This is a genomic window from Oleiphilus sp. HI0066, from assembly GCF_001635725.1.
Genome location: NZ_LWFH01000113.1, coordinates 1 through 25,789, shown reverse-complemented (window position 1 = coordinate 25,789; position 25,789 = coordinate 1). Strand labels below are relative to the sequence as shown.

The window sequence follows — 25,789 nt, the reverse complement described above, 5'->3', positions numbered from 1 at the left end:
AAAACTTAAGTAAGAAAAATAATGTATTTTTCTTACTTTTAGCTGTTGACATAACAAGGTAAAAGCAAGAAAATACGCGCCTTCTTGAGCAGGGCTACCGCTAAGTCCTAAGACTCAAATGGCTACATAGCTCAGTTGGTTAGAGCACATCACTCATAATGATGGGGTCCCTAGTTCGAATCTAGGTGTAGCCACCAATTATTTCAAAAGCCCAGTTTTTTAACTGGGCTTTTTTATTTCTATGCTCTAAACAAGCCCCATAAAAACATCGGTAAGATCAAACTTTCTAGTAGATCCTGCAAAATGGTGCTCTCTTCTTCATACTCGATAAGATGTAATCTAGACTTTGGCCTTATAGTGCCTTCAACATAAAGTTGCGGAGCAAACGGACTAGCACATTATTTATACCTTCATTACCAAACTCTTCACCTATGAAACTGACACCCATAAAAACCCAAGACCTTTTTGCAAACGAGCTTATCGCTTCACCGCTAACGATCGCAGCCAAAATAGGTAATAAGTGCGTGTATATGAAATTACTGTCCGATGGCACAGTTAAGGGTGATTTAACGACCTACACCTCAATAAACTCGGCAATGAATACGATGCCTATCGCAGCCAATAGCACTAGCAATGCATGGCAGTTTTGGAGCTTTTTCGATCATGAACGAAACGCTTGGAGCCCTCTCGAACACCTTCGTGCAAAACTCGAAACTCAACAGCGACCAAACGAAATTAAAACGAGTAAAACACACCCCCTTCGAATTGATGAAATACACCCTCCAAACGCCAAAGGTAAAATTGGTTTAACCTTCTGCCCCGGTAAAATTTGCGACGGATTATATGGAGGCAGATGGGAGCGTGATCTAAACACAGATATAGAAGCGATCTTGGCCTGGGGCGGCAAAACGCTTATCACGCTAATGGAAACGCACGAATTTGAGATTCTTGGCGTAACTCAATTTCCTACGGCGCTCAAAAACTCACAACTTAACTGGTTACATATACCCATTAAAGATATGCAAGTACCTGATAGCACCTTCGAAGCCACTTGGGCAGAAAACAAAGCGCAATTATATGAAGCTCTCAAACATGGTGATTCTTTTGTTATTCACTGCCGCGGCGGACTAGGCAGAACAGGCCTATTGGCAGCACGTATATTAACTGAACTAGGGATAAACCCCGTAAAAGCTATCCAGTACGTTCGAGACGCGAGACCCAACTCTATAGAAACCTATGACCAAGAATGCTATGTTCTTGCTCAGGCTTGGAAGGCCATATAACAATAAATCTAGAATAATACTAAAGAGTAGATAAAGGATGTCAGCTGTACTTATTACTCAGTGTTTACAGAACGATTTCGTGAAGCCTCTTGCTTCGGGTGAACCACTCCCAAACCAACTACATGTCGGCCACGAAGAATCAAAGCGCTTAATCGGCGAAGATATCGATACAGGCCCTATCGGTCGTTTTATGGATTGGGCGAATGCTCAACCGAGCAACCAGCTAAACACAATTCATATTCGGGACTGGCATAATCCAGATTGCCCGGATCAGGCCAGTCACCTAGCCCAGTTCAAACCGCACTGCATTCAAAATACTAAAGGCGCCGACTTTATATTTAGTGCCAGCTCTTCCGAATCTACAATCATTAACAGCACCACGCTCAACGATTTTGAGGGCACTGAATTAAAAGCAACTTTGGACGAGTTTGATAAGGCCAATACTGACAGGCTTCGTATTGGGATCATAGGCGTATGGACTGAGGCAAAGGTCCTTTTCCTAGCCTACGAACTAGCAACTAGATACCCGAAGGCAGAGATCGCTATTTGCAGTGCCCTCACCGCTAGTTCTTCTCGCAGCCAACACTTTTTGGCATTACAACAATTAGAGCGTTTGGTGGGTGCAACAGTCGTTAATAGCATCGGCGAATTTATTCGCTTCCTAGGTGGCACCGGAACCACCATAACTAACAAATCAATAGACACATCACTCACGATCAAAACGTCTGGCGAGATGAATCTCGATCCCGAGTATGAATTTTTGATTCGCTATCTATTTAGAGATTGCCAACAGCTTTCTCTGAAAATTCTCGATGGTGGATTTTCTGGTAATCTCGTCGCAGGCTCCAACAGCATTGACATGCATAGCCATGAACAAGCCCCTCACGTTATCAAAATTGGCCCTCGTGACTTGATGGCTAAGGAACGAATGGCCTTCGAGCAAATCGAGCAAGTTCTTGGTAATAATGCACCGGCGATCGCACAATACGCCGACTCTGAAAACCTAGGCGCGATCAAATACCGCTACGCCTCAATGGGCTCTGGAAAAACACGCTCACTTCAGGATTGTTTTCAGCAGGGCGAAAGCACAGATAAACTGCACCAGTATCTGAACGATATATTTGAAACCCAGCTTGGTCGCTTTTACAGAGCAGCCACTAACGATAAAGCCGATCTGCTCGAATACTACTGCTTCGATTCTTACTGGGCTGAATCAGTCAAAAGTAAGATAGAAGAACTTATTGGCGATTACCCTACCGAAGGTCCCATCACCCTGCCCGGCAATAAACAGGCACCTAACCTATATCAATTCTACAAAGAAGAGTTGGATAAATTACCTCCGCTCACTGGAGACTACCCCTTTGCCTTCGTGCATGGCGACCTCAATGGTGCAAACGTCATTATCGACGAGCGCGACAACGTTTGGCTGATCGATTTCTTTCATACCCATCGCGGACATGTACTAAAAGATTTCGCCAAACTTGAGAACGACCTTCTCTACATCTACACACCAATTGAGTCTGATGCAGATCTTCAACTAGCTTATGAGTTTAGTGATTTTTTACTTAGGTTTGATGACCCTTTTGATTATCTGCCAAAGTTGTCAGAACAATTTCTTGGGACACAATTTGAACGCACTTATGAATCTGTTTGCCACATAAGAAAGTTAGCTAGCCAACAAATTGAAAAGAATGATCCGTCGAGAAAGATTCAATGGCTAATACCGCAGCTAAGGTATGCTGTGCATACTATTGGGTTTGATGAGCCAAACGAACTTCAACGTATCTGGTCTGCTTACCTAGCCTCAAATTTAATATTATTACTTAAATCAATGTGCTCCCTTAATTCTTGAAATGGACTGACTAACGATAATAAAAAATCGGCTGCCTATAGAACCAAAAGTACTTGCATCAAGCAGTTTCAATAGAGGCAAGCCTATTAGCTAACTTGCCTCTATTTGCGTTTTAAGGCATTGGAGTTGGAACAGTTGATTCAATTGGTGGCATATCTTTAACCGCTTTAACGAAACTCATTAAAGTAGCAACTTCCTCAATAGCAGACACCTTCCATATACCGTCTTCTAATGTGAACATCCAGATTGTCTCTACATCTTTGTATTTCTTACTGCCTTCAACGACTTCCCCTGTTTTTAAATGCTCAAGATAGTCGTTCATATTTGCAGTCATTGAGACGACTAACTTAGATCCTTCATGATTATCTGAATGATTTTTGTGTTGAAAAAGAATCGGCGTGATCGTTTTTAGTTTCTTAACATCACAAATGTTTTTGACGCCTTGGCTTTTCCAATTCTCCAAATACACTTGCTGCTGATTTTGCAAATACCAATCCGTCATCCACTTCGAAGCATCTGACAAATCTTCGTTTGCCCAACCTTTGTGGACTCGCAAAAAGGAATCCTTGAATCGTTGCTGCAAAGATAGCCAATCAAAAACATCGCTATATCTAGTCATATAGGCTAAGTCTTTACGCGCACGCTTCTCTGCTAACTTCTTTTTAATTGTATTGAGGATTATCAAAGGTAGAAACGCGATAAATAATACAACGAGTAAGACTTTACCCCAGAACGACTCGTATATTGTTGAGGCTATTTTACCGCCCGGACCAGCCAATGCGGGATCGGCCATCACACATAGAGACACCGCAATAATACCGGCCATAAATACAGATACATTTTTCATTCATACTTCCTTTTAAGTTTCTACCAGCCTAGCTAGCCGTAAAGCGCTAAAAATACAGACTTAACCTTATCAAAACAGCGATTAATAACTGATTACTCAGCACTTTTAATGAGGGAAGAGTCACACAAATATTTCATAACTAACACGCTAAGTTTCCAATCATGGCGGCAACTCCAATATTAAGAAAAGCCCCACTATTAAACTCCAAATAATCATCCACCATTCCGTCGCTAAAGATCACTCCGTTCCCCGACATAAGCGATGAAACTGTCATCGACGATTCTGTTTCTACGGAACCATAAACCAACTCAGTACCTGTTGTTTGACTCGGAAAAGGCTCTCTAACAGCAAACTTAAGTTGATTCGTATCCCAAGCAAAAGAAGCATCGATTTCTCTGCTCCCACCAATGACACCAGAGGCTCCAGCGACAACACTTTTTAACCAACCCGTACTGCCTAATCCCGTTGAGATGATAATTCCACTGGAAGACTGAACTTCGCGCTTTCCGTCTACCTGAATCTCATATCGAGCAGAGGTTTGGTAGCGAGGTCCGATAAATAGATCGTTTACGGCCAACAACTCTTGCCCGTCGTTTAGCGTGGCCTTTGCCATTGTGATTTGCTTTGACTGGTAATTGCTTTTAACAACGTCACCGAATATCAAAGGCGCGTCTTTTACTTGGAACGGTAGCAGCAGACCATCAAACCTTGCTGGATCCGGGTTCACTCCTATTACTGGCTGACCAACTAGATACTTAAGCGTATTGGCTACGAGACCATCTTGACCAACGACCACAACGATATCGTTAGGACCAAAAATAAAGTTCGGTAAAAACTCGCGATCCAAGCGTTGAACTCGGGCAGCGCTAAAAAGCGCCGCCTCTACTTGTTTAACTGCTTGCGTATAAGTTTGATATTCAAGCTTATAGTCTTCGAAGTCAGCTCCCCTGCTCTCAATCACAAACTTGGCCTGCGCTTCCGTATTGTACTGAGCTATTAGTTCTTCGAATCGGGTTCTTCGAGTGACAACAATGGCTTTGGCATCTTGTTGCTCTCTCCTATCTGTTTTTGGCAAAACGCTCATTGCTGTAGCCTCCCAGAAATAGACTGAAGGAGATCAGGCGCGATATTCAACTGGCCTATCTTATCTGCACCGCCAGCTAACTCTCTGAACGCTTGTGCGAGTAGCTGCTGCGGATCTAGATTACCCATTGTCATGGCTTCGAGCACTTTCGCATCCACTTTTGACAAAGCTTCCATGGTGGCGGCGATATCATAAGCTTTTGCGTCCGCTTGCTTGCGACTGTTCTCGGTTGCCAGTTCTACGAGTTCTTGTCTCTGTTCCTCTTGTTCAACTTCCGCAACTAGTTGCTCTTTCTTCATCTGGCGTCGTTGTTCTTGAAGAGAACGTTCTGCCTTAAGTTTTTCTTCCTTGATTTCGCGCTGTTTGGCTTCCACTGCCAGCTCAGTGCTTAGCTCGTTTTCTTTAACAACTCGCTCTTGTTCAATCGAGGCATTTCTACGTTTGTAGATTGCATCGTCTGCTTGTTCAAGGAGCTGTTCTCGAACAGTTGCTTCTAAAGCTCTAGCAGTTTCTGGAGCAGGTTTGATTGCAACGATAGAAAAATCGATCACTTCGAGCCCCAGTGTATTGATCACCTCTGAACTGGATAACTCACTCTTGATAAGTCGAACCAAGTCTTGGGAAGCAGCTAAAGACTCTCGCAATTCCATTTGTTCTATCGCCGCACTCATTTTCACTTGGATCAAATTAAGAATTCGATTGCGCAATTTATCAGGATCGTCAGATTGATAAGAAAGGTCTTTAGACGTCGCTTCGCTTTTTAAAGTGAAGTTCATTAGCGAAGACAGTTTTTCGGGTTCCGCAATGCGGTAAACCAATTGACCTTGCACGGTGACTTCTTGATAGTCCTTTGTTGTTTCTTTGAATATGAACGGAAGATCACTCGTTCCAGTTGGAATCGCCACCAGAGAAGTACTGGGTGCGTAATACCATAGTGCTAGGCCTGTACCTTTACGCTTAACCTGGCCTTTTTTGAACTGCATAAGATAGGTTGTCGGTGCAACCTTAATGTATTTGATATTTAACATGACAAACTCCTTGCCTGTTTCGGAAGCCGTCTTAACCTCACCTAGCGCATCTTCGCTTCGTTGCATCCTCGCTCGCACTTCGCCTATCCATGAGATATGTGTCATCACTCATTGTCGGGCGCCTTGCGGAATCTGCATTAGGTGAACTTAATCCAAGCTACCTTAAGTTGTGTTTGAAAGGCCGGTCTATCCAGGCCTTTCGTTTAGTGCTTTCTGTTAACACGTTTTGGTTATCGATGAGGCTGTTAAGCCGCGCTTGAAATAGTCTCCTTAACTTGATTTTCTTCAGCTGCATTAGCACGTACTTCTTCAAAGCTATAGTCCTTAAGCAACTTTCCATTTCGATAGACAGGCTGAAGCAAGTTTTCCTTATCACCCAACTCCTGGGCTCGGATGGTTTGCACTTGCCCCTTGTCATCTTTGATCACGGCTAATCGCCCTTTCTTCGATCGCTTTCCTGAATCGGTAATTGGATCCTTGAACACATCTCTCCATAGACCATCTACTTTTGCCGCTGAAGCTTTCATTGCAAATTTCATCGTGTCACGATTTACTTTTTGCAATAACTCACCACCCATTCCAAAGGCGATGTTTTCAGCACTTTGCTTTCTAAGTTTCATTGCATCCAAAATCGCTTCGATGGTTTGCAATGAAACACCATCACCTTGAATCACTCGAATGTATGAAGGTAAAACGCGATACCCTTTATCATTCACTTCGTAACCAAAGTTATTCATTAACCTTTCAATCGTTTCTGTGACGATATTGATTGGATCACCACTGTCTGGCCTTACAATCAAAGTGCCACCAGTGCGTTGCACTTTATCCTTCAACTCTTCACCCCAGATGTTATCGATAGCATTCCACAAATCATAGGAATCACTAACAACGGCCACTAACTTGTCTGGGCCACTGAACTGATCAAGCATATTGGCGTAAGCCTCTTTTTCGTTATCCTTACCCCAGCTCGTAATCGTGCTGTGTTCTGCGGCTGGAATCGAGAAGCCTGCAATTTCAGCCCCGTAATATTTTCTTGCTGCCAAAATACCACTGATAGTATCCGTACCCATGAAGTTGACTAAGTTTGCCGCACCACCTATAGCTGCGGCTTCTTCAGTCGTTGCTCCGCGAGCGCCAAAATCGTGTAATTTAAAATCCAACCCTTCGACACTATCGGCAGTTTCTTCCATAAAGCGCTTAATTACTTGTCTGCAATTCCAAGAAACAGTTGCCACCGTTGTTGGATACCAGACAGCTCGCAACAATGCCGTTTCAACATAGCTGGTTAACCATGCGCAGTTTGGATCGGTATTGATTACTTGAACCATGGCGTTTTTAACTGGCGCCACATAACCTTCTGGCAACGCTTCAATTTCAACAGGAAGATAACCATCGTATTTATTGACGATATAGCGCCAGCCTGCTTCATTGAACGGTAAGCCGTGTGCTTCGATGATGACTTTCGCTTCATCGATATCTTCATTTGTAATGGGGTTAGCTAAATATTCTTTGATGAACATTTGCAAACCAAAGAAGACTGCCTGTTTGAATTGCCCGCCCCTCGCTTCGATGTAACTAGACACCTCTGTCGTATTGGGTGGGTACTGTAAGTAGTGAGACGCTTTATAAGAGTCTACATTTAAGATGATATTTCTATTAGTCATGATGGAAATCCTCCAATCAGTTTTTCTCTTTTAAAAACAGGGCTGGGTCTATCCCGGCCCTGGGGTATGCTTAGTTTTTACATTCCAATCATTTCCTGGATGATGAAATAGTGATCTTCAAAAATCTGGGTTGGATCCAATTCCGCCAGTGGCATCCACTTCGCGTGTTTTGCATCGTCCCCGCCTTTTACTTTGGGTAACTCCTTGTTCGGAGCTAATTCAAAGTAGAAAGCATGTGTAATCGTTCTTCCTCGTGCCGAGCGGTAAGGGTCATCAAATACTTCTTGGGATTTGATTGAGCCTTTAAGTACCGGTGCAGGCACTTTCAAACGCGTTTCTTCTCTTAGCTCCCTTAAGCAAGCATCTACCAATTTCTCTCCGTGATCCACGAAGCCTCCAGGTAATGCTAGTAGCCCTTTCCCTGGCCTTGCTTTCCGTTCCACCATCAAGACATGTCCGCTTTGTATCACCACTGCATCAACTGTTACGAAGGTCGGTGGATACGGTGCAGCACTCCATGCTTGCTGATACTTAGCGACAAACTCCTGTTCACTTTTTACTTCACTGAATTCAGGTGTCGCGTAGAACTTCTTCAATTCTTCTTGCACGTTCACTGGCAAGAATTGTTTTAAATTACCTTGGCTATCTTTCGAACCAAAAACCAATTCTCTAACCGGTGTTGCGCTAATTCCTTGGTAGTTCTCTACTTCAACTGCCCCCCATTGCGGGAACAAATTTAAGTAGTATGAACTCTGGTCTTTACTGTGCCCGATCAACCCAACTTTTGGTTGCTTGTGCGGTACACCGTGGTGTGCCGTTACATAACCATTTACAGTTGCTTGTACGTTTCGAACCCAAGATTCATCGTTGTAAACAATATCCATCAATGGAGCGACGTGCATTCGATCGCTCTCTTCTTGAGACACTGAACCGCGAATCATGGCTTCGCGTTCTGCTATCGTCCAAGGGTTACGTGTTGATCTAGGTTGGTGTGCTGAGCCCGCTAAAATGATTAGCTGTCTCGCCTTTTCCAAACCTTCTCGGACCACTTGTAAATGTCCATTATGGAAAGGCTGGAAACGCCCAATAAAAACTAAAAAGTCGAATTCTTTGTTACTCATATCAGCAAACCCCTTGCTGTTGGTGACAGGAAATTGGTCTATCCAATTTCGTGCTAATGCTAACTGGTGAATCCCACCTGATTTGTTAGCCTGAATACATAGTGGCTTACTGCCACTTATATGTCAACACCCTATTTTGACTTAATTTAAAAACTCTCAGTTTGACATAGTGTTTTTGCGCCACTATCTTAGTGGCTTATTAACACTTATGTGTATGTTGTTCTTTATCACGGAATAAATGAAAGCCAGTAGACAACTGGAGATGAGTTAGAAATGACAAAACAAATATCCGAAAAAGAGTTCCTGAAGAACTACAACATTCATGACTTTGACATACCACTCACATCAGTGGATATGGCGATTTTCACTATTAAAGACGAATCGTTACACGTGCTTTTGGTCAAAAGAGCTCAATATCCTTCGCTTGGGCAATGGGCTCTCCCAGGCGGATTTATCGACGTAAATAAAGACAAAACATTGGATGACACTGCAAGGCGAAAACTAGTAGAGAAAACAGGCGTTGATACGCCGTACTTAGAACAAGTCGCTAGCTTTGGTGGAGCAAAAAGGGATCCTCGCGGATGGTCGGTTACTGTGGCCTATTTTGCTCTAATCAGTTCAGAAGAAGTTACGCTCGAAGCAAATGAAAGCTCTGAAGAAGTTACATGGGTTCCGGTCAATAAGGTAAACAAAGCGTTCGAGCTGGCGTTTGATCATCAAGAGATTTTGGATCGGTGCTATGAACGACTGCAGGGTAAAGTCCAATATACCGCCTTGCCCGTTAACTTATTGCCGGACGCTTTTACGCTAACCGATTTGCAAAGTACTTTTGAGCTAATTCTGGAAAAGGATGTGGAAAAGAAATCATTCAGACGTCGAATACTCGATGCTGATATTTTGGAAGAAACCGGGGAAATGAGAACCGGTAGCAATCGTCCCGCTAAACTCTATCGAGTTAAAGAAGGATCAAAGAACCATTATTTTAACCGAAATATTGAAGGCCAGCGGGTATAAGCAATTCGTTGAGAAACAAGGGAGAAAAATTATGGCAGGAATCAAAACTATCGCCGTCGTAGCACACGACAACAAAAAATCTGAACTAATCGAGTGGGCAGAACGACATATAACTAGTTTGAAGGGTTGCCACTTTGTGGCTACAGGAACAACTGGCAAGCTCTTCGAAGAGAAGTTAGGGGCGGAAGTTACAAGGCTACATAGCGGTCCTCTAGGCGGCGACCAACAAATTGGTGCAAAAATCTCTGAAGGAAAAATAGATATGCTTATCTTCTTCTGGGATCCACTTGAACCAATGCCTCATGACCCTGATATCAAGGCGCTTTTACGTATCGCATCTCTCTGGAATATCCCGATTGCATGTAATGAGAGTACCGCTGATTTTCTGGTTGCATCACCATTAATGACAAATTTCGAAAGAGATAAACCTGACTTTTCAGATTACCAAAACCGAAAGCTCTAACAGGTAATAACTTTAGTGCCGCATAAAAGATGACTGCTTCAAAGGAATACGGAATTTAGATATTTATGTTAAGCCTACTAGACCGTTATGAAGGGTGCCTTCTTGGACTCGCCGTTGGTGATGCAATTGGAACAACACTCGAATTTATGCCAAAGGGAAGCTTTACGCCTATTGATGACATGATCGGCGGAGGACCCTTTGGTCTTAGAGCGGGCCAATGGACAGATGACACCTCTATGGCACTTTGCCTTGCGGAATCTCTTATTCAACGGAATGGATTTGACCCTATTGACCAAATGAATCGCTATTGTAATTGGTGGCAGTGGGGTTATCTGAGCAGTACTGGCGAATGTTTCGATATCGGTTCCACTGTTGTTGAGGCACTCAATAAATACTTGGAGAATAAAAAGCCCTTCGCTGGTTCAATAGAACCTGATTGCGCAGGCAATGGTTCCCTAATGCGTCTAGCACCTGTTCCAATGACTTACTATGGGAATATCGATAATGTGATTAAGTATGCTGGAGAAAGTTCAAGGACGACTCATGGAACAGCAGAGTGCATCGATGCGTGCAAATACTTTGCAGATCTGCTATGTCTTACGCTAGATGGAGTTGATAAAGGCGATTTATTGAATAGCTCTTCATATAAACCTTATACACAAAAGATTAACTTAATCTCAGATGGAAGATTCCTGAACAAATCAGAACAAGAAATATCAGGAAGTGGCTATGTCGTTCATTCTCTAGAAGCGGCTCTGTGGTCATTTTTCACAACAGATTCTTATGAGTCCGCAATACTAAAATCTGCAAATTTGGGCGATGATGCCGATACCACTGCCGCAATTTGTGGACAGATTTCTGGAGCATATTACGGAGCGAGTAACATTAAGAAATCTTGGCTAGATAAGTTGCATATGCATGACGAAATTAAGGCCACAGCAAACCAACTTCTAGAACTAAGAGACAAACTGAATCAACCTTCCTAAATGTCAGACGCCCCCGATACTGGTAAATAAATCCATATGGCGTTCAGCCAATGGGTTTATGCGCAGCTCGCCTACGAGCGGAGTCGGCAGAGAGCGAATTCCACAATTCGCTAATGAAAGCTTTGTCCAAACAAAGATTTCATGGCTCTGTTTTGATCGACTCTCTCGATCAAAATTGACGTTCGTCCAGAACAACAACTAAGCATTTACTTGCCGCTCCAACGACAATCAGAAACTGAATTCCCCTGCGCTTTGTTTGACATTCAAAGCGCTCTACGTTGAGGGGCTGCTGTCGAGGAGGGGGAATCAATTAATGCGGATAATATTGCTAATCGAAAGCCTAACTGAAGTGTACGCTAACCCAATTGATGTATTTCTATTCGACCAGCATAGGAAGCAGAAGCAAGAAGATTATCTTCTAGCCAGCACAGCGAAGTTGCAAAATTTTCATGCCTAAACAGTTCATTCCATTTATCCAGAAAGCCAACTATATGAACAACTCTCCCATCTTCTCCACAGGAATATAAACCATACTCATCAAGCACAATGTCTCTTACGATCCCCATGTGAATATTCCAGGTTCTCACGAGTTTTAGAGTATTTTTACAAAGTTGATGAATATTTCCTTCCTCCGACCCAGCAAACAAAAACTTGTCGTTAGAAGCTAAGCAACGAATCGATTCTGATAAACTTATTTTCTTGATGCATGCGCTAGAAGAAATCATCCCCCACTTCTGGACCTCCCCCACGGATGTGCAAACAATAAACTCCTTATTGCTTATGCATTCAATATCCCAAACCCAACCATCCGCAATTTTATAAGTTTCCTGTATTTCAGCTTTGGCATCCCATCGCCTTACAATACCGTCCGCGCCACTAGTTAGAATGTCATTACCAATAATCTCAACACTCAATGCCGATCCATGGAAGGTATCTTTCCTTGCTTGGAGCTCGTAACCAGAATTTTCCTCTATCCAAAGGTTTAGATACCCATCTCGAGAAACGGTAAGTAGATCATTATTATTAACGACCATATCAAAAATAGAATTTTCATGACTCACTAAAACCTGGTCAAGCGACAACGAGTCATTCCATATTTTTATAGATCTGTCTCTAGAAGCAGAAGCAAGCTTTCCGCCTGGAAGCTTCGCCAAACTCCATATATATCCATCATGATGCGTTTGATTTAATCTCTTACGATTACTTACCTGGTAGACAAAGTCACTTCTCAGAATATATTTACTGTTTTGAAAAACCGGCTTCCCGCTGTGCCAGATTCTGTGATCAAAAACGAGAATATCTCCAGCACTTCCCCAATAACTTGTTAGCATTTTCTTACCGGAGCCGTCTTCAAAAAAAGCAGTCTCCCCTCCAACGTATTCATCGCAATCATTTAGATACAGCAAGAACGTTAATACTGACTCTTCTCCAGCCTTTGGATAGAAAACACCGTCTTGATGAATGGAAAAGCTTTGTCCTCCAGAGTACTTACAGAATCTTAGCCTTTCGTTAAGGCGGCACAATCTATAATTCGTTTGATCAATCTTTAGTTCACTTGGTATTTTTGTCCGAACCTTTTCAAATAGATCGCTTGCTAAACTTGGATCATCAATCTGTACACGTTCGTTATTTCTATAGCTCTTTGGGTACTTATCGTTTGCTGAAACAAATCCTTCTTCTAACGCTTTATCGAGCAATTCTGCGCATTCAGATTTCGAGAACAATCCTTTTATGACAAAACAGGTTTCTGATCTTTCTGGAAGTAGATCAATGATCCCTGAGTTAAATTCGGAACAAACATTCATAACAACCCCCCGTTTCTTAATATTTCCATTTCGTATGAGATATTTGACCTAGCGTTGGCTTCCAGCTCTTCCCAGAAACAGTCAGATTTGTAGATTCTTTTTTTATTCAAAAATTTTCTTAGCAGCTCAATCCTTCCTTTTCGATATAGCCAGTTGGGTATATTGAATTCTTGTCTGCATTGGTTAGCGTAAGCACTGTATTCTTTTCTTGGAGCGCCTAATATCGACAAATCCAGATCTACGAAAAGCTTCACGTCACCCGAATAGTCTTGATCATGAGATTTCGTCGCGAGAATTAGGCGAGCAGCTCGATCCGCTGCTGACTTGTCTAATCCTAACTCCAACATAGCCATACAACACTTCTCTGCACTTAACATTTCAGTAGCTAAGAGCTTGTCTTGAATAACATCGTGAAACCAAATTGCGAAGTAGAAAGAGTCCCAATCTTCTACCTTACTTTTGATTTTTTCAGCAAGCTCTAACATATGATGAATATGCCCTAGGCCGTGATATTTCCTAGGCTCTGACGTATATTCTTGGACGAGATAGTCAAACCATTCGCCCATCTTATTCGGATGAGAACCCATCTCCTCCAGATTAAATATCCACTGAATCCTAAGCTCATCAATCATAATTCCCTCTTCAATTAATTTGGTTGATTAACCAATTTAAAAAATACATTACATAAACAATTCGCCAAAATCAAAGTAATTTGGTTAAATGACCAAATAAATATTTTGATCAAAGAATCTCACAATGGGTCGTCCGTCAAATACGCAACAAAGAAAACAAGAAATAGTCGACGCTTTACTGCGCGTAATGGCAGTACATGGGTACGAAAAAGCCTCAATCCAAGTTATTGCAAAAGAGGCAGGCTTGGCACCTGGTTTGATTCACTATCACTTCAAAACAAAGCAAGATATTTTGCTTGCTTTGATTAATTGGATCGCTACTTCAGCAAGCGATAGACTAGAGAAGCTAAATTCAATGGATAAGGATCCCTGGCACAAGCTCGAAGCTTTCATTAACGCCCGTTTGGCAACTGGTGACACACAAATGCCAGAAGTAGTTTCCGCTTGGGTCGTTATCGCGGGAGAATCACTAAAACAGCCTGAGATTAAGGAAATCTACCAAGACCTGATTGGACAGCAATTAACCTTACTTAGACAATTATTAGCAGATGTATGGGACGGTAAATCCTCAAAGAATAAAGAGGTTATTCATTTAAGCGCTACCGTGATGGCAGCAATGGAAGGGGCATTCCAGCTTTCTGCGACAGCCCATGATGTGATGCCAAAGAACTACGCAGCTGAATCTATCTTGGAGCTAATTAAGAATAGAGTTGGGCTATAGAATAACATAATCTTTTTAAGATCTTTCGCCCTTTCCAAACTTATCGCCATATTCAAAATATAACCAAGCAGATAGTGATACGATTCCTACAGAATAGCCGTACCCAGCGAAACTATTGAGTAGGATATTGAACAGCCAGTTATCATTTACATAGCCATAAGTTGATAAAGCTGTCGCTATCGTGATTACTGAAGAAATCACCATAGGTCTCCCACCCAATTTCTCAGATCGGGTACACCCGAAGGCCGCGATAAATAATGCGACTACATTAGTAACCAGAAATATTCTTATATCAGTGATAAGTTTCGAAAAAGTACCGTCTAAATAACTTTTTAAACTTTGCTTCCAAGAGAAGACCTTCTCGAACAATGCCGCCTTGAGAGGATTATTTGTCTTAAACTCTAATGGCAAAGCGCTAACGTTAGCATCTTGTTGAGTTATCGAACCAACATACAAGTGTGGATCTCGTTTAAACTCTGAGATTTCTTTCTCGATAACTTCGATCTGGTATTCTTCCAAGTAATTCTTCGCGGCTTTTGAATTTAGCACTTCTTCCGCAAATCCCACTTTTGGTAATGTACCTGCGATAACTTTATCAGTAACAAGATCCCTAGAGCGCTCTTGGATTTCTTCGACAACAAAAAGGCTAACGACGAAAGATAAAAGAAAAAACAGGCCAAAGAATACTTGGAGTGACAGCAATACTTTTTTCACGACTAGTCCTTGTTAATTGTTTACTGGTAAGACCTAAGATCTGTAGACAACGCATAGCTGCATAATGGCAACGAGTATTTGACGAGGAATAAAACTACCCGCGCCTAATGACTTCCACTAGAAAATTTGTCCATCAGGGCTAAGAGAAGCCCGGAGAAGACAAAGGTAAGTAGGATGAGAACTTTCCACATTAGTTGCTGCTCTGTGTAAGCTCCTATATTAATAAAGGCTTTAAGCAACTCTATGGAAGAAATCGCAACAATAGAACTGATCAGTTTCAGTTTCAACGCCGAAAAGCCTACCTTCCCCATCCATCCAGGCTTATCCGCATCATGTTGTACTTCTATTTTGGAAACAAAACTTTCATAGCCACTAAAGATTATAATAAATAGCAAGTTGGCAATTAATGCTACATCGATCAAAGTTAATATACCAATGATCATTTCACCTTCACTCAGAGTTAAAGAGTGAGAAAAAAGATGCAGTAATTCAGCAAAGAATTTAAATATCAGAAGAAAAACTGCGACTACCAAGCCAACGTAAAAAGGGGTTAACAACCAGCGACTAGCAAACAAAGCTTTTTCAAAGCGCGTTTCAAATTGGTTCATATTGATTCTCTTAAATTTTTTTGTGATATCCACTTATCATGATGTAAAACTAATACTAGTGATCGATTGGATAAAATTAAGTCTGTAATAATCCTGAAGTCACCTGACTTAGTAGGCCTTAAGGTAGCTAGACATTGAGGCCCTAGACTTAACGAGAAGCACAATCTCAACTATTTCAATTAATGCACAGAGCAACTTTTTCGGGGACTTTCATTGATAAAAAATAGGCTGATCAAAGAGTTTTAAATACCTCTAAAAGCCTTCCAAAGCGGATGATATTTTTTATAGTTTGGTTAGTTCTTTTCAGGTTGATGATAAAAAAGGCTAAAACAATAGTTTGTCTATCCTTAACGATTCAGGCGCACCACCAGCACCTAAAAATCCAAATCAACGCCATCACCTTTTCCTCCTGCAAGCCTCCCTAAAAAGCGCATAATCCAAACGAACAACTCTATAGGAAACTCAATTAAAACTTCAATCATGTCGACTACTCGCCCGCCGTCTTGCCTCTGGCCTTTTCTCTTACTAGGCCAAATTACATAAGCGGCAATGAACGAAACCAAAGTGGCTGCTAACACAACACCATCGAAGCCATCCCAAAATAGCGTATAAACACCAGCGATTGCAGCAAGGAATACTATACCAGCAGACCACTCTCTCAACTCGATCATGTTTAGCCCCAATACGATTAACTAAGATACTCAGTCTTAATCTCTTCGACTTTCGACAGCATCTCAACATCTAATTCTGCTTCGTTCAAACGGCCAATGATGTTTGAAAGGACACGTTTCTCGTTGTCATCAACCACCCCATCCTTCAAAGCAATTGCTAGAATTTGGTTGATCTCATTCACATCTAATTTTCCGTCATCTGCAAAGCAGTTAATCGAGTGGAAAGTCATTTCTAAATAATCTCTGTTTTCACTCATGCTCTTTCTCCTTCAGTGAGTTTTAATCCAAGTTTGTGATTAGATATTGCTTAATTTGTTCTCTCTCAGGATGCTGATCTAGCCATTGCTTAAAGGTATCCAGTTGAGCGAAATCATTCGCTCCCAGGAGATTCGCGTAACGCTTTTTATGTAGCTTTTCTTGTCTTTCAATGCGGATGTTTCTCTGCCAAGCATCGGTAAATATCTTAGGTAGTTTGTCTGCCATATCTAGCGTCTTGAGAAGCTGCCATTCACCTTTATCCAGCCACGCTTCATCACACCCGTTGCACATATCAAGTCGATTTACGGATTCTGTTCCTATCTGGAATTTGGTCATAAATTTCGAACACTTCGGGCATACTTGAGCTACGTTGTTGTCCTCAGCCTCTGCAACCTCAACAGTGCTTACGACTTCGCAAGTTTGTGACTGCTGATCAGCCCAAAATCGATAGTTCATTAGTGAAATTAAAGCGCCATCACATTTTGTACAGGCGCCTACAATCAAACCCGGTTCAAGCTCTCTGGGTTCAAGTTCGTATCCTTTGCATTGTGGGCATTTCATATTTATTCCCTTTATTTTTTTGCTCGCTGCTTAGCTAAGACTAATTCTCGGGCATACAGCAATGTTTATAGCGCTTCCCACTACCACATGGGCAAGGTGACTTTTTCTTTGGTTTAATATCGTCAGCAATACGCATTACATCCTGCTGATAGAAATTCGACAACGCCGCAAATAACTTAGGATGTTTATCCTTCATCATCTTCGGTCTTTCAAAAAAGTATTCTGAAGCAACCGCTAAGAATTCAGCTTTATTTGTCGCGCCGTAATCTCTTATATTGCTCTCATTGTTTTCGATCCCTGATATTTTTTGTTCCACTAACTCAAACCACGGTATTGAAAAGGCAAATTTCTTGAGCCGTTCAGGGAAGCCATCGCAGTCCCCATCGGCCATATCAACCAGATGAACAAATTCGTGAATACCCACATTCTGTTTATCTTTTGTATTTTCGAAACCCAAATGCAATGCTGGCTTACTCAGGGCAAGTTTTCCCGCCATTGGTCCCGTACCCACCATTCCTGTAATAAGTGAGTCTGGCTGACCGCATTCAAATTTTTCATTGAAAGACGCCGGCAATAAGAAAACTTTTTGGACATTAAAGTAATGCCAATCTGGAAAGCCCCATACTGGAATTACCGCACTTGCCGCCACTAGCAGCCGATCTTCATCCGTGACTTCAAACTGACCCGCCTCGAAAGTCGTCGTTTCGAGAAACAGCCTGACGCGCTCTTCAAATAAGCCTTTGTCTTCAATACATAGCGTTCGGTAAAACACTACTTTGTCATTCAAGTAAGCTGACCATTCTGGTTGCCATTGAATAGCATCCACTTGAACATTCTGACTTGTGAGAGTCTTGAGCTTTTCCAACAGCCAATTAACCATCTGATAACCCTCTATTTTTCTCCTGTTCATTTCTGTTGCTCCGTTTCAAAAAAAGCGAATGAAGAAATGCGAACAGCGCGCCTGATATCGCGCCAAATAGATGCGCCTCAAACGAAATTTTCGGGTCATTTGGCAACAAACCATAAATCATTCCGCCGTAGAGAAACACAACGACAAATCCACAAAGAATATTTATAAGCCTTCTATCAAACCAAGCAATGGCAATCGAGAAACTCCATAGCCCGAATATCCAGCCACTAGCACCAATATGTATAACCCCTCTTGCAAAACACCAAATCAATACCCCGGTTAGCACAATGACAAAAATGCTACATGCAACATAAAGGGAAGTTGACCTAAATAGGCATAGAGCACTGAATATAGCTAGGCCAAACAGGTTATTGATGAGATGACCCAAATCGCCATGAATAAATGGTGAGGTAAAAATATGGAACCAATGCGCCACAGATCGAGGAATAATTCCATACTGATTCAGCTGACCATCAAGCACTACATTGATCACATGAACAAGGATCATAATCAGCACCAGACCAACTATGATCTTGCCCCCTGTCCAAAGGCTTCGCAGCATATGACCGGACTAGCCTTCTAAATCTGTCGAATCTGAGTCGATTACAGTAGGATTAATCCCGGAGGCTCTTTCTAGATTCCTCAACTGCTTAGACACATCTCGGAGCTTATAATGCGTTCGAAGATCAATATCTAATTTCTTATCCATGCTCTTAACAACCGGCGTCAAACTGTGTTCGATCGTATCGGCCAAAGCCGATAAGATACGATCAATCCCTGGAACCGGCTGGTTAACCACTTCAACATTAGGCTGATTGCCCTCAAGTGCCGAAATTAGCTTATTCATCTCCTCAGAGAACTGATCAGAAGATACGTTATCTACTGGTTCGACCTGCATCGCTTGAGACTCTATCTCTCGCTGCAAGGCAAGCTCAGCCAATTCCCTTTCGGTTGCCGTTTCAGCCACATTCTTAAGGTCCTTGATCCCAGAGACAAGGTCTACCAACTGGGCAACAACTTTACCGCCAACATCACCGTCGTCACCTCCCATCGCTTTGTTTCGCAAGAAGTCGCGCTTGATTTCTTCCCAGCGCGACGACTGCTCTTCGGTCATGTTGCCTCGAAGCTCTGCAAGCTTAAGCAAATTATCTTCAGCCCCTGAGGTTAATAACTGCGCCTCACCAAGGTAGTGATCCTGAATCATTTGCATCAGCTCATCTTCATTCATCACCGCAGAGAGTTTCTCAGCCATCTTGTTCATATTCCGATAACTACCTTGAAGCTTAAAACTAGGCTCCGTTCGATACTTATCGTTTTGTGCTGCAGAGGCGATGTATTGTTTGTTAATTTTGAGTACTACATCTTGAATTACGAACATCTTCTTCAAGATCTCTGTGATCTCATTAATCTCAGCACCACTGTATTGATGACTCAAATCTGTGGCGGCGACATCCTTGCCTTTTGCCATATCGATCAACTTGTAGATGTCATCCATTTCTCTCACCGCAAGAGGTGCGAGCACATTATTGGAGGTCATTGAGTTCTCGATATAACTCAGCGCAAACTGCTCGTCCATACCACCCAAAATATCACCCAAGTTGTAGATATCAGCACGGTTAGCAAGCATGTCCGGTACTTTGAACGCTTCCCCTGATTCGGTATAAGGGTTACCGGCCATCACTACACAGAACTTGCGGCCACGCATGTCATAGGTTTTTGTTCTGCCTTTCCAAACGCCTTCGATACGACGCGTTCCATCACAGAGTGAAATGAACTTCTGCAAGAACTCAGGATGGGTATGCTGAATATCATCCAGATACAGCATCACGTTATTACCCATTTCCAAGGCCAAGTTAAGCTTTTCCAACTCTTGCCTAGCGGTGGCGTTAGGCGCTTGCTGAGGATCCAATGACATAACGTCATGCCCCAGTGAAGGACAGTTGATCTTCATAAAGATCAGACCCAATCGATTCGCCACATATTCCATCAAGGTTGTTTTACCGTAACCGGGAGGCGAGATCATCATGAGAAGCCCCATGAGATCAGTACGTTTGTTTTCGCCCACCGTTCCCATTTGCTTAGCGAGGTTATCCCCGATCAAAGGCAAATAGGATTCGTTAATTAAACGGTTTCGAACAAACGAACTCAGCGGACGCGCTTTAAACTCTTCAAGACGCAATGCATCGCGCTCTTCTGAGATGACTTGCTGGCGAACCTTTAAGTAGTGATGATAGCTTGGTACAACCACATTGAGATGGTGAGACAGTCTCTGTAGAAAAGCATCTAAGCCAAACTGGATAGTCTGATTGGAAATTAAACGATGATCTCCCAATAAGCCTTCAATTTTAAGCTCTAGATCCACACTGCTTGTTCTGCGATTTACTTTATCGCCAACATTTAGCAGCACGATTGCTTCGGGAATATAACGTTGAAGTCGATTAGTTACGGATGCGTTATCAGAATTTCTATTTGAAGAACCTCTAGAGGCCTCATCGGCGCCTGTTTTGTCTTCTAATAGAGCATGTAACCATGCTTCCGTTAGTTTCCACTGCTCGCTTGGCAAGCCATCTAGCTTATCGAGCGATATCGCGTATTGATCCCAAGTTTTATCATCCAAAGTACGCTTTAGCTCATCCACTAAATCAATTGCGTATTGACTGCCAACAAACTCTACTTGATCGCGAGCGAGCTCTTCTACCAAATAGGATGCAGCATGTTCAATCATCAATGAATCGGTATCGATTGGATGTCTTTGAACAAACAAACCGATATAAGATCGAACCTCTTCTGATAGAAGCACCAAAGCTTTACTGCTAGAAAATACAGACCGCATATGGACTGCAGACCGAGCTCGCTCGGGCCAGGTCAGCAATGCTTCTTTAAAGGAAGTTTCATAAGTATCTGCTCTAGCATTCACTTTGTCCTTCTGTGGATGAGCTTTTAGATTCGTTAACAATGCCTGAGCATGTGCCCAGAACGTCTGTGCAAGCGCACGTGCACTAGGATCAAATTTCAATAAATCTGCCTGCGCCAACGCTGGAAGAATATCTAGTAGAATAAGGGTTGCATCGTGGTCATGAACCCCCTTTTCGTAACCTTCTTTATAACGAGGGGCAGCAAACTCACGAACTATTTTTTCCAACTCACCTTCGGCATGTACTGACGAATGCAATTTCTCAAGGCTGAAACTATCAGTCTCTTTCTCCGCCGCATCAAGCACTTGGAACGCCAAGTATTCTGCTCGATAAACCTGCGGCGTCTCAGACTCCAAAGACATCTCCCAGTAATCTCTCAACTCTAAAAGAGCTTCACTGGTGATTGATTCAAAATAGTCCGTGCCCGTTAGATGAATATTCAATTCACCATCACGAGGAATAATCGTTAGATCTAATTCTTGCGTATTAACTGAGAATTTATGACGAGGACCAAGCTTAATAACATTGCCACCCTCCTCATAAATGTCTGTCTTATCTCGCAAGGAACGCAGTGCTTGCTCTTTAATCGCCTTAAATCGCGACTCAATATCATCAGCTTTAACCGCACTATCTAAGCCTCGAAGATCTTCAACAAGCTCTCTTACCTTCAATACAAGCGCATCAGACGCGAAGTACGTGTTTAATTCATCCGTTTCTGTAAACTTCAAGGAGCGTTTCTCAATGCTCGATAGAATTCGTCCGGCTGCATCACAGATAGTCTGAGCTTTGCGCTGACGCTCATCGAGAAGCCGCTGTTTGTGACTTTCAAAGGATTCGTAAATTTCTTCACGCTTATCCATGATGTCAGTTAGGAACTGATCGAAGTTGCTAAACTGGCTTTCCAACTCCTCTAACTGAACCAATAAGCGAGACAATTGTTCATCACATTTTTCAGGTATCGTCGCTAACCCTAAAGCGTTGGTGATACTCTGCGAGAACAACTTAAACTGAGCCCCAAATTGGGCAATAGCTTCCTCTGAGCCAAGGTTTTTACGCTTTAAGTTTGCGGAAGCTTTGCTTTGATTTAGTTTGGAATAAACATGCGAGATTGCATCAATAATACGGGTACGAACCGTCGCATCATCAACCTTCAAAGATCCCATCAACTCAGACAGTAAATCCAAGCCTGAAGCGGTGTTTTCAATCGTTTCAACCAGAGGCTCCAACAAAGCATTTGTATTCGCTTTTTCGACCTCGGTATTTAACTGATCAATCTTCTCAATATAAGGATCAAGCGCTTGTTCATCTGACAGGAACTCAACAGTCTGATCACTTAATGTTGCTTCGACTTCCTGAAGCGCTTCGTCCATTTCGTTGATGCGATCGACATTGATGTATCGCAGATCTTTGATTGTAATTAGGTGTCCACGCTGTCTGCGTAACTTACCTAAAGCATCTACATACTGTTCCGCCGTTTCCCAATTGTCGGGTCTTACTTCGATTAACAAATCTTCTTGCGCTGCTTCAGCCTCAGCCATTGTTTTAGCTGACTGCTGGCGAATGCTTTCAACCTTTTCGAATTCATCAATCACAAGCTCTGATGTATCCAAAATTTCTTTGATGATAGTCGCTAAAGACTCTGTCTCGGGCTCTGAAATCCAATAGTGGTCGTCAAATACTTTCTTCGCAGCCTTACTTAGCTCCTCATAAAGACGAGAAGAAACAGATTGGTTGTCTATCATTCTGCACACGCTGTACAGATCAGACACGCCACGAACGAGCTCTGCATTCCCTATTCGACCATAAAACGTCTGACTTGGAGACGCTTTACTCGCAAATTCGGCGCTCTCGTAAGGAGTCTTCCAAACCTGCATTGGATGCACGCGGGTCGGCTCAGCCTCAGCTGAGAAAATCACCAAACGCCCGTCTTCGGCCAACGCATAGCCATGCCCATATACAGGGTTCTGAAGTTGTTTTTCGATCATGTTGTAGGCGAATAGGCCTACCATCCCCTCTTCCGGCTGATAAAAGACGTAAAGCACATCTTCACCATTTGGAGAACGGTACATTCGCTTAAACTGGAGGCCTTCAACTTCATCATCAAAAGTTTTGAATTCACCCGTTTGAAGGTAATAGCCACCGGGGAAAATTATGCCGTGATCTTCGGGCAATTGGACACAAGATTCGCCAATCGCATCCACTCGTAATACGTCTTGGGTCATCGTATTAAAAATCAGGTATCGCCAATTCTCTTCGCGATAAGGCCTGATTTTGAGAAGAATTAAGCTGCCAACCTGAGCGTAGTCTATTTGCCCATCATCAAGAGATTGAGTTTTGTCTTCTACGGGCTCACGGTAAATGCCTAATCCGTCTTCAGTGTTGTTCTCAACCTTAATGGTTAGATCGCCACCGACGGTCTCAACGAAAACTGTATCTAGAATGTTGATGTGTGGATGCCGACCATTGACGCTGTCTTCACGAGAGGTAGTAATCCACTCAAAATCATAAGGTGAAGGCAATTGGATATCACGCTCACCACGATTATCAATATACTTGATCTCTTTTCCGTCTGGGGAAACGCTCCAGCGGAATACACGAATATCTTCAAGCCGTTCGCCAATTTGAAATCCGGCAAGTAGCTTGCCGTCTTTGACTCTTAATTGAACGAGTTTTGTGTGCTTGTAGTAGCGATATAGCTCATCAAAATCATTTACAAAGCTACTTTCAGATAGGAAAGAACCGTCATAGCTAGCGGCTTCTAGTTCGATACCAGAGTCTGTTTGAACTGTATTGAACAGAGCAAAAACATCTTCTATTTTCGTCTCTTTTTTTAAGCCAATAAAGACGTTGTAACCAAACAGGAGTTGGCCACCTACCTGGACAATATCCCGAGCAATGCAGTTATTCTCGGTACGAACACGAACCCGCGCCGTGACACTCATATCTGAGCTGCCAAATTCTTCTAAACGCGCTTCGTTTAAGCCCTTAGCCCCCTGATAAAGTCGATCACCTTGATCTACCAGACGCTTCCGAATGATCTCGTAAGCACCACCTTCGGCTACGGCATTATCTACAATGCTCTCATCGTTCTCGACGTTCTGAACCATGTCATCATCCTTTTAAAGAAATCTAAAGGAGCTAGGCCTGAGCCCAGCCCCTCGTTATTAACCGGTTAGTTCAAACCTGGCGAATAAACATTAGGCTTCTTCATTCTCGACGACAGTCGGTTTCTTTCCTTCGATCAGACGGTTAACCAAAGATGAGATCGTATCACTCTTATCTGCGAGGCCATCAACGGCTTTACCAATTGATAGGGATTTCGCAAAATTGTTAAAGAAGTGATCTTCTCCACCCACGATATCGATCTTCGCTTTCTGTAGAGCAACAGCTAAGACTTCTGCATTTTCACGAGCGATGTCTTTACCAGCATCAATTGCCGCCAACGCTTCTTTCAGAGCTGTCTCTAGGCTCATACGGAATTCTTCATGCTCTCGTGCGTCTTCGCTCATTGTGTTCATTGCTTCGAACTTATCTACTAAGCCATCTGCTTCAGCCTTGAATTGCTCTCGGGTCACTTCAGCACCTGCCAAGCCAAGTTCCCGCGCAGCTTTCGCTTCAGCATCACCTTGTGCAGCAGTAACGTCTGCTTCTGCTTTACCTGTACCCAACAATGCATCAGCTTCAGCATCACCTTTAGCACGTATAACAGTCGCCTCTGCCACACCCTCTTTCTCAAGAGCTACTGCTTTTGCTTCCTGAACCTTAGCGTCCGCCAATCCAGGGGCTGCGCGCTCTGCCTGCGTACCTTCTGCTAGCTTTTTCTTCGCGTCGGCTTCTTTAGCTGCAGCCTCAAGCTCAGCTTGAGCAATAGTCGTAATCTCAACAGATTTATGTTTTGCAGATAACTCTTCTGCTTCTGCAGCCTTAACTTGTTTAACCTTGTCCTCTTCAGCTTTAGCTTCTGCTGCTAACACTTGAGTTTGCTTAGCGCGGTCCGCTTCAGATACTTCGCGAACTTCCTTGATCCTTTCTTCTTCGATCGCAACAGTTTTATCAACTGCTACACGCTCACGAATAACATTTGCGATTTCTTTCTTCTCAATTTCAACAGCTTTCTCAGCCTCAATCTTCTGAAGTTCAACTTCACGTTCACGAGATACAATCTCAAGATCACGCGCTCGTGTCACCTTCTCTTCTTCAATCGCTACAGCACGTTGACGATTTTGTTCTGCAACCTCAATTTCTCTCTGTTGATTCTCTTTCTGGACCTGAAGGTCTTGCTCAACCTGAATAGTCGTCGCTTCTGCTTTTTTTCGTTCTTCCTCCTGAACCTTCTTCGTCTCTGCTTGTTCGCGAGCACTAATGGTTGCAATTTCGCGCTTCTGTTTTTCTTCGGCATCCGCTTGCTGACGCTCTAGCTCAAGCATTGCTTCAACGGTCTCAACATTTTTCTTTTTTATCGCCAAAGCTTCATCTTGCTCAAGAATATTCGTTCGAACGTTCTGCTCTGCAGTTAGCGCTGTAATCTTTTTAATCCCTTCTGCATCAAGAATGTTGTTTGGGTCAAGGGACGCTTTAGGCGTTTGCTCTAAGTAATCAATCGCCACATCTTCGAGAACGTAGCCGTTCAAATCATCACCGATGACTTCAAC

The 25,789-nt window shown here is 42.8% G+C and carries 22 protein-coding genes and 1 tRNA gene; 7 read left to right on the top strand and 16 right to left on the bottom strand.

Annotated elements, in window-relative coordinates; genetic code table 11:
- Positions 1-120: 120 nt before the first annotated feature.
- The 3 genes from A3738_RS01800 to A3738_RS01790 all read left to right on the top strand — a co-directional run bounded on the left by A3738_RS01800 (position 121) and on the right by A3738_RS01790 (position 3,135).
- A tRNA-Met gene (locus A3738_RS01800) sits at positions 121-197 on the top strand.
- Positions 198-530: 333 nt separating this feature from the next.
- Positions 531-1,283 (top strand): cyclin-dependent kinase inhibitor 3 family protein, encoded by a 753-nt coding sequence (locus A3738_RS29040; protein ID WP_197472367.1) that lies wholly within the window; start codon positions 531-533, stop codon positions 1,281-1,283.
- A 37-nt stretch (positions 1,284-1,320) separates the two neighbouring features.
- On the top strand, positions 1,321-3,135 hold the full coding sequence (locus A3738_RS01790; protein WP_068481090.1) for a phosphotransferase: 1,815 nt from the start codon (positions 1,321-1,323) through the stop codon (positions 3,133-3,135).
- 112 nt (positions 3,136-3,247) lie between these two features.
- On the opposite strand, the gene A3738_RS01785 is transcribed toward A3738_RS01790, so the two are convergent.
- From A3738_RS01785 to A3738_RS01765, 5 genes are all read right to left on the bottom strand, one after another.
- Positions 3,248-3,982, bottom strand: coding sequence for a Tim44-like domain-containing protein (locus tag A3738_RS01785; RefSeq protein WP_068481093.1), 735 nt, complete (start codon positions 3,980-3,982; stop codon positions 3,248-3,250).
- A 139-nt stretch (positions 3,983-4,121) separates the two neighbouring features.
- Positions 4,122-5,066: an NAD(+)/NADH kinase gene (locus A3738_RS01780; RefSeq protein WP_156502797.1), complete on the bottom strand. Its 945-nt coding sequence runs from the start codon at positions 5,064-5,066 to the stop codon at positions 4,122-4,124.
- Positions 5,063-6,199: an SPFH domain-containing protein gene (locus tag A3738_RS01775; protein ID WP_231876497.1), complete on the bottom strand. Its 1,137-nt coding sequence runs from the start codon at positions 6,197-6,199 to the stop codon at positions 5,063-5,065. The genes A3738_RS01780 and A3738_RS01775 overlap by 4 nt, the downstream gene beginning before the upstream one ends.
- Positions 6,200-6,339: 140 nt before the next feature.
- Positions 6,340-7,758, bottom strand: a complete 1,419-nt coding sequence (locus tag A3738_RS01770; protein WP_068481096.1) for a nicotinate phosphoribosyltransferase — start codon at positions 7,756-7,758, stop codon at positions 6,340-6,342.
- A gap of 77 nt (positions 7,759-7,835) precedes the next feature.
- Positions 7,836-8,879, bottom strand: a complete 1,044-nt coding sequence (locus A3738_RS01765) for a bifunctional nicotinamide-nucleotide adenylyltransferase/Nudix hydroxylase (protein WP_068481099.1) — start codon at positions 8,877-8,879, stop codon at positions 7,836-7,838.
- 273 nt (positions 8,880-9,152) lie between these two features.
- On the opposite strand from A3738_RS01765, the gene A3738_RS01760 reads away from it, so the two are divergent.
- The 3 genes from A3738_RS01760 (at position 9,153) to A3738_RS01750 (ending at position 11,342) form a co-directional block, all read left to right on the top strand.
- Positions 9,153-9,893, top strand: a complete 741-nt coding sequence (locus A3738_RS01760; RefSeq protein WP_068481102.1) for an NUDIX domain-containing protein — start codon at positions 9,153-9,155, stop codon at positions 9,891-9,893.
- 31 nt (positions 9,894-9,924) lie between these two features.
- Positions 9,925-10,356 carry a methylglyoxal synthase gene (locus tag A3738_RS01755; protein ID WP_068503062.1) on the top strand — a complete coding sequence of 144 codons (432 nt, stop codon included), beginning with the start codon at positions 9,925-9,927 and terminating at the stop codon, positions 10,354-10,356.
- Positions 10,357-10,421: 65 nt separating this feature from the next.
- Positions 10,422-11,342 (top strand): ADP-ribosylglycohydrolase family protein, encoded by a 921-nt coding sequence (locus tag A3738_RS01750; protein ID WP_068479459.1) that lies wholly within the window; start codon positions 10,422-10,424, stop codon positions 11,340-11,342.
- 356 nt (positions 11,343-11,698) lie between these two features.
- Here A3738_RS01750 and A3738_RS01745 read toward each other — a convergent pair whose 3' ends face one another.
- Positions 11,699-13,147: a 2OG-Fe(II) oxygenase gene (locus A3738_RS01745; protein WP_068479456.1), complete on the bottom strand. Its 1,449-nt coding sequence runs from the start codon at positions 13,145-13,147 to the stop codon at positions 11,699-11,701.
- Positions 13,144-13,779: a hypothetical protein gene (locus tag A3738_RS01740; protein ID WP_068479454.1), complete on the bottom strand. Its 636-nt coding sequence runs from the start codon at positions 13,777-13,779 to the stop codon at positions 13,144-13,146. Before A3738_RS01740 ends, A3738_RS01745 begins: the two co-directional genes overlap by 4 nt.
- A gap of 124 nt (positions 13,780-13,903) precedes the next feature.
- On the opposite strand from A3738_RS01740, the gene A3738_RS01735 reads away from it, so the two are divergent.
- Positions 13,904-14,500 (top strand): TetR/AcrR family transcriptional regulator, encoded by a 597-nt coding sequence (locus tag A3738_RS01735; RefSeq protein ID WP_068481105.1) that lies wholly within the window; start codon positions 13,904-13,906, stop codon positions 14,498-14,500.
- Between the two features lie 15 nt (positions 14,501-14,515).
- On the opposite strand, the gene A3738_RS01730 is transcribed toward A3738_RS01735, so the two are convergent.
- From A3738_RS01730 to A3738_RS30395, 9 genes are all read right to left on the bottom strand, one after another.
- Positions 14,516-15,214 carry a hypothetical protein gene (locus A3738_RS01730; RefSeq protein WP_068481108.1) on the bottom strand — a complete coding sequence of 233 codons (699 nt, stop codon included), beginning with the start codon at positions 15,212-15,214 and terminating at the stop codon, positions 14,516-14,518.
- 104 nt (positions 15,215-15,318) lie between these two features.
- Entirely contained in the window at positions 15,319-15,822 is a 504-nt protein-coding gene (locus A3738_RS01725) for a TIGR00645 family protein (RefSeq protein WP_068474249.1), read from the bottom strand.
- A 374-nt stretch (positions 15,823-16,196) separates the two neighbouring features.
- Positions 16,197-16,493 carry a hypothetical protein gene (locus A3738_RS01720; protein WP_068474252.1) on the bottom strand — a complete coding sequence of 99 codons (297 nt, stop codon included), beginning with the start codon at positions 16,491-16,493 and terminating at the stop codon, positions 16,197-16,199.
- Positions 16,494-16,510: 17 nt separating this feature from the next.
- The gene (locus tag A3738_RS01715) at positions 16,511-16,750 is read right to left on the bottom strand and encodes a hypothetical protein (protein ID WP_068475591.1); all 240 of its coding nucleotides are present in this window, start codon (positions 16,748-16,750) and stop codon (positions 16,511-16,513) included.
- A 22-nt stretch (positions 16,751-16,772) separates the two neighbouring features.
- Positions 16,773-17,312, bottom strand: coding sequence for a hypothetical protein (locus tag A3738_RS01710; RefSeq protein ID WP_068475589.1), 540 nt, complete (start codon positions 17,310-17,312; stop codon positions 16,773-16,775).
- 40 nt (positions 17,313-17,352) lie between these two features.
- The gene (locus A3738_RS01705; RefSeq protein ID WP_068475587.1) at positions 17,353-18,192 is read right to left on the bottom strand and encodes a zinc-dependent peptidase; all 840 of its coding nucleotides are present in this window, start codon (positions 18,190-18,192) and stop codon (positions 17,353-17,355) included.
- On the bottom strand, positions 18,185-18,784 hold the full coding sequence (locus A3738_RS01700) for a rhomboid family intramembrane serine protease (RefSeq protein ID WP_068475585.1): 600 nt from the start codon (positions 18,782-18,784) through the stop codon (positions 18,185-18,187). Before A3738_RS01700 ends, A3738_RS01705 begins: the two co-directional genes overlap by 8 nt.
- A 9-nt stretch (positions 18,785-18,793) precedes the next feature.
- A complete protein-coding gene (locus A3738_RS01695; protein ID WP_068503053.1) occupies positions 18,794-24,244 on the bottom strand; it encodes a DNA repair ATPase in 5,451 nt (1,816 codons plus the stop codon).
- Positions 24,245-24,334: 90 nt separating this feature from the next.
- Positions 24,335-25,789, bottom strand: a 1,455-nt coding sequence (locus A3738_RS30395; protein WP_068763310.1) for a hypothetical protein, incomplete at its 5' end; no start/stop codon positions are given.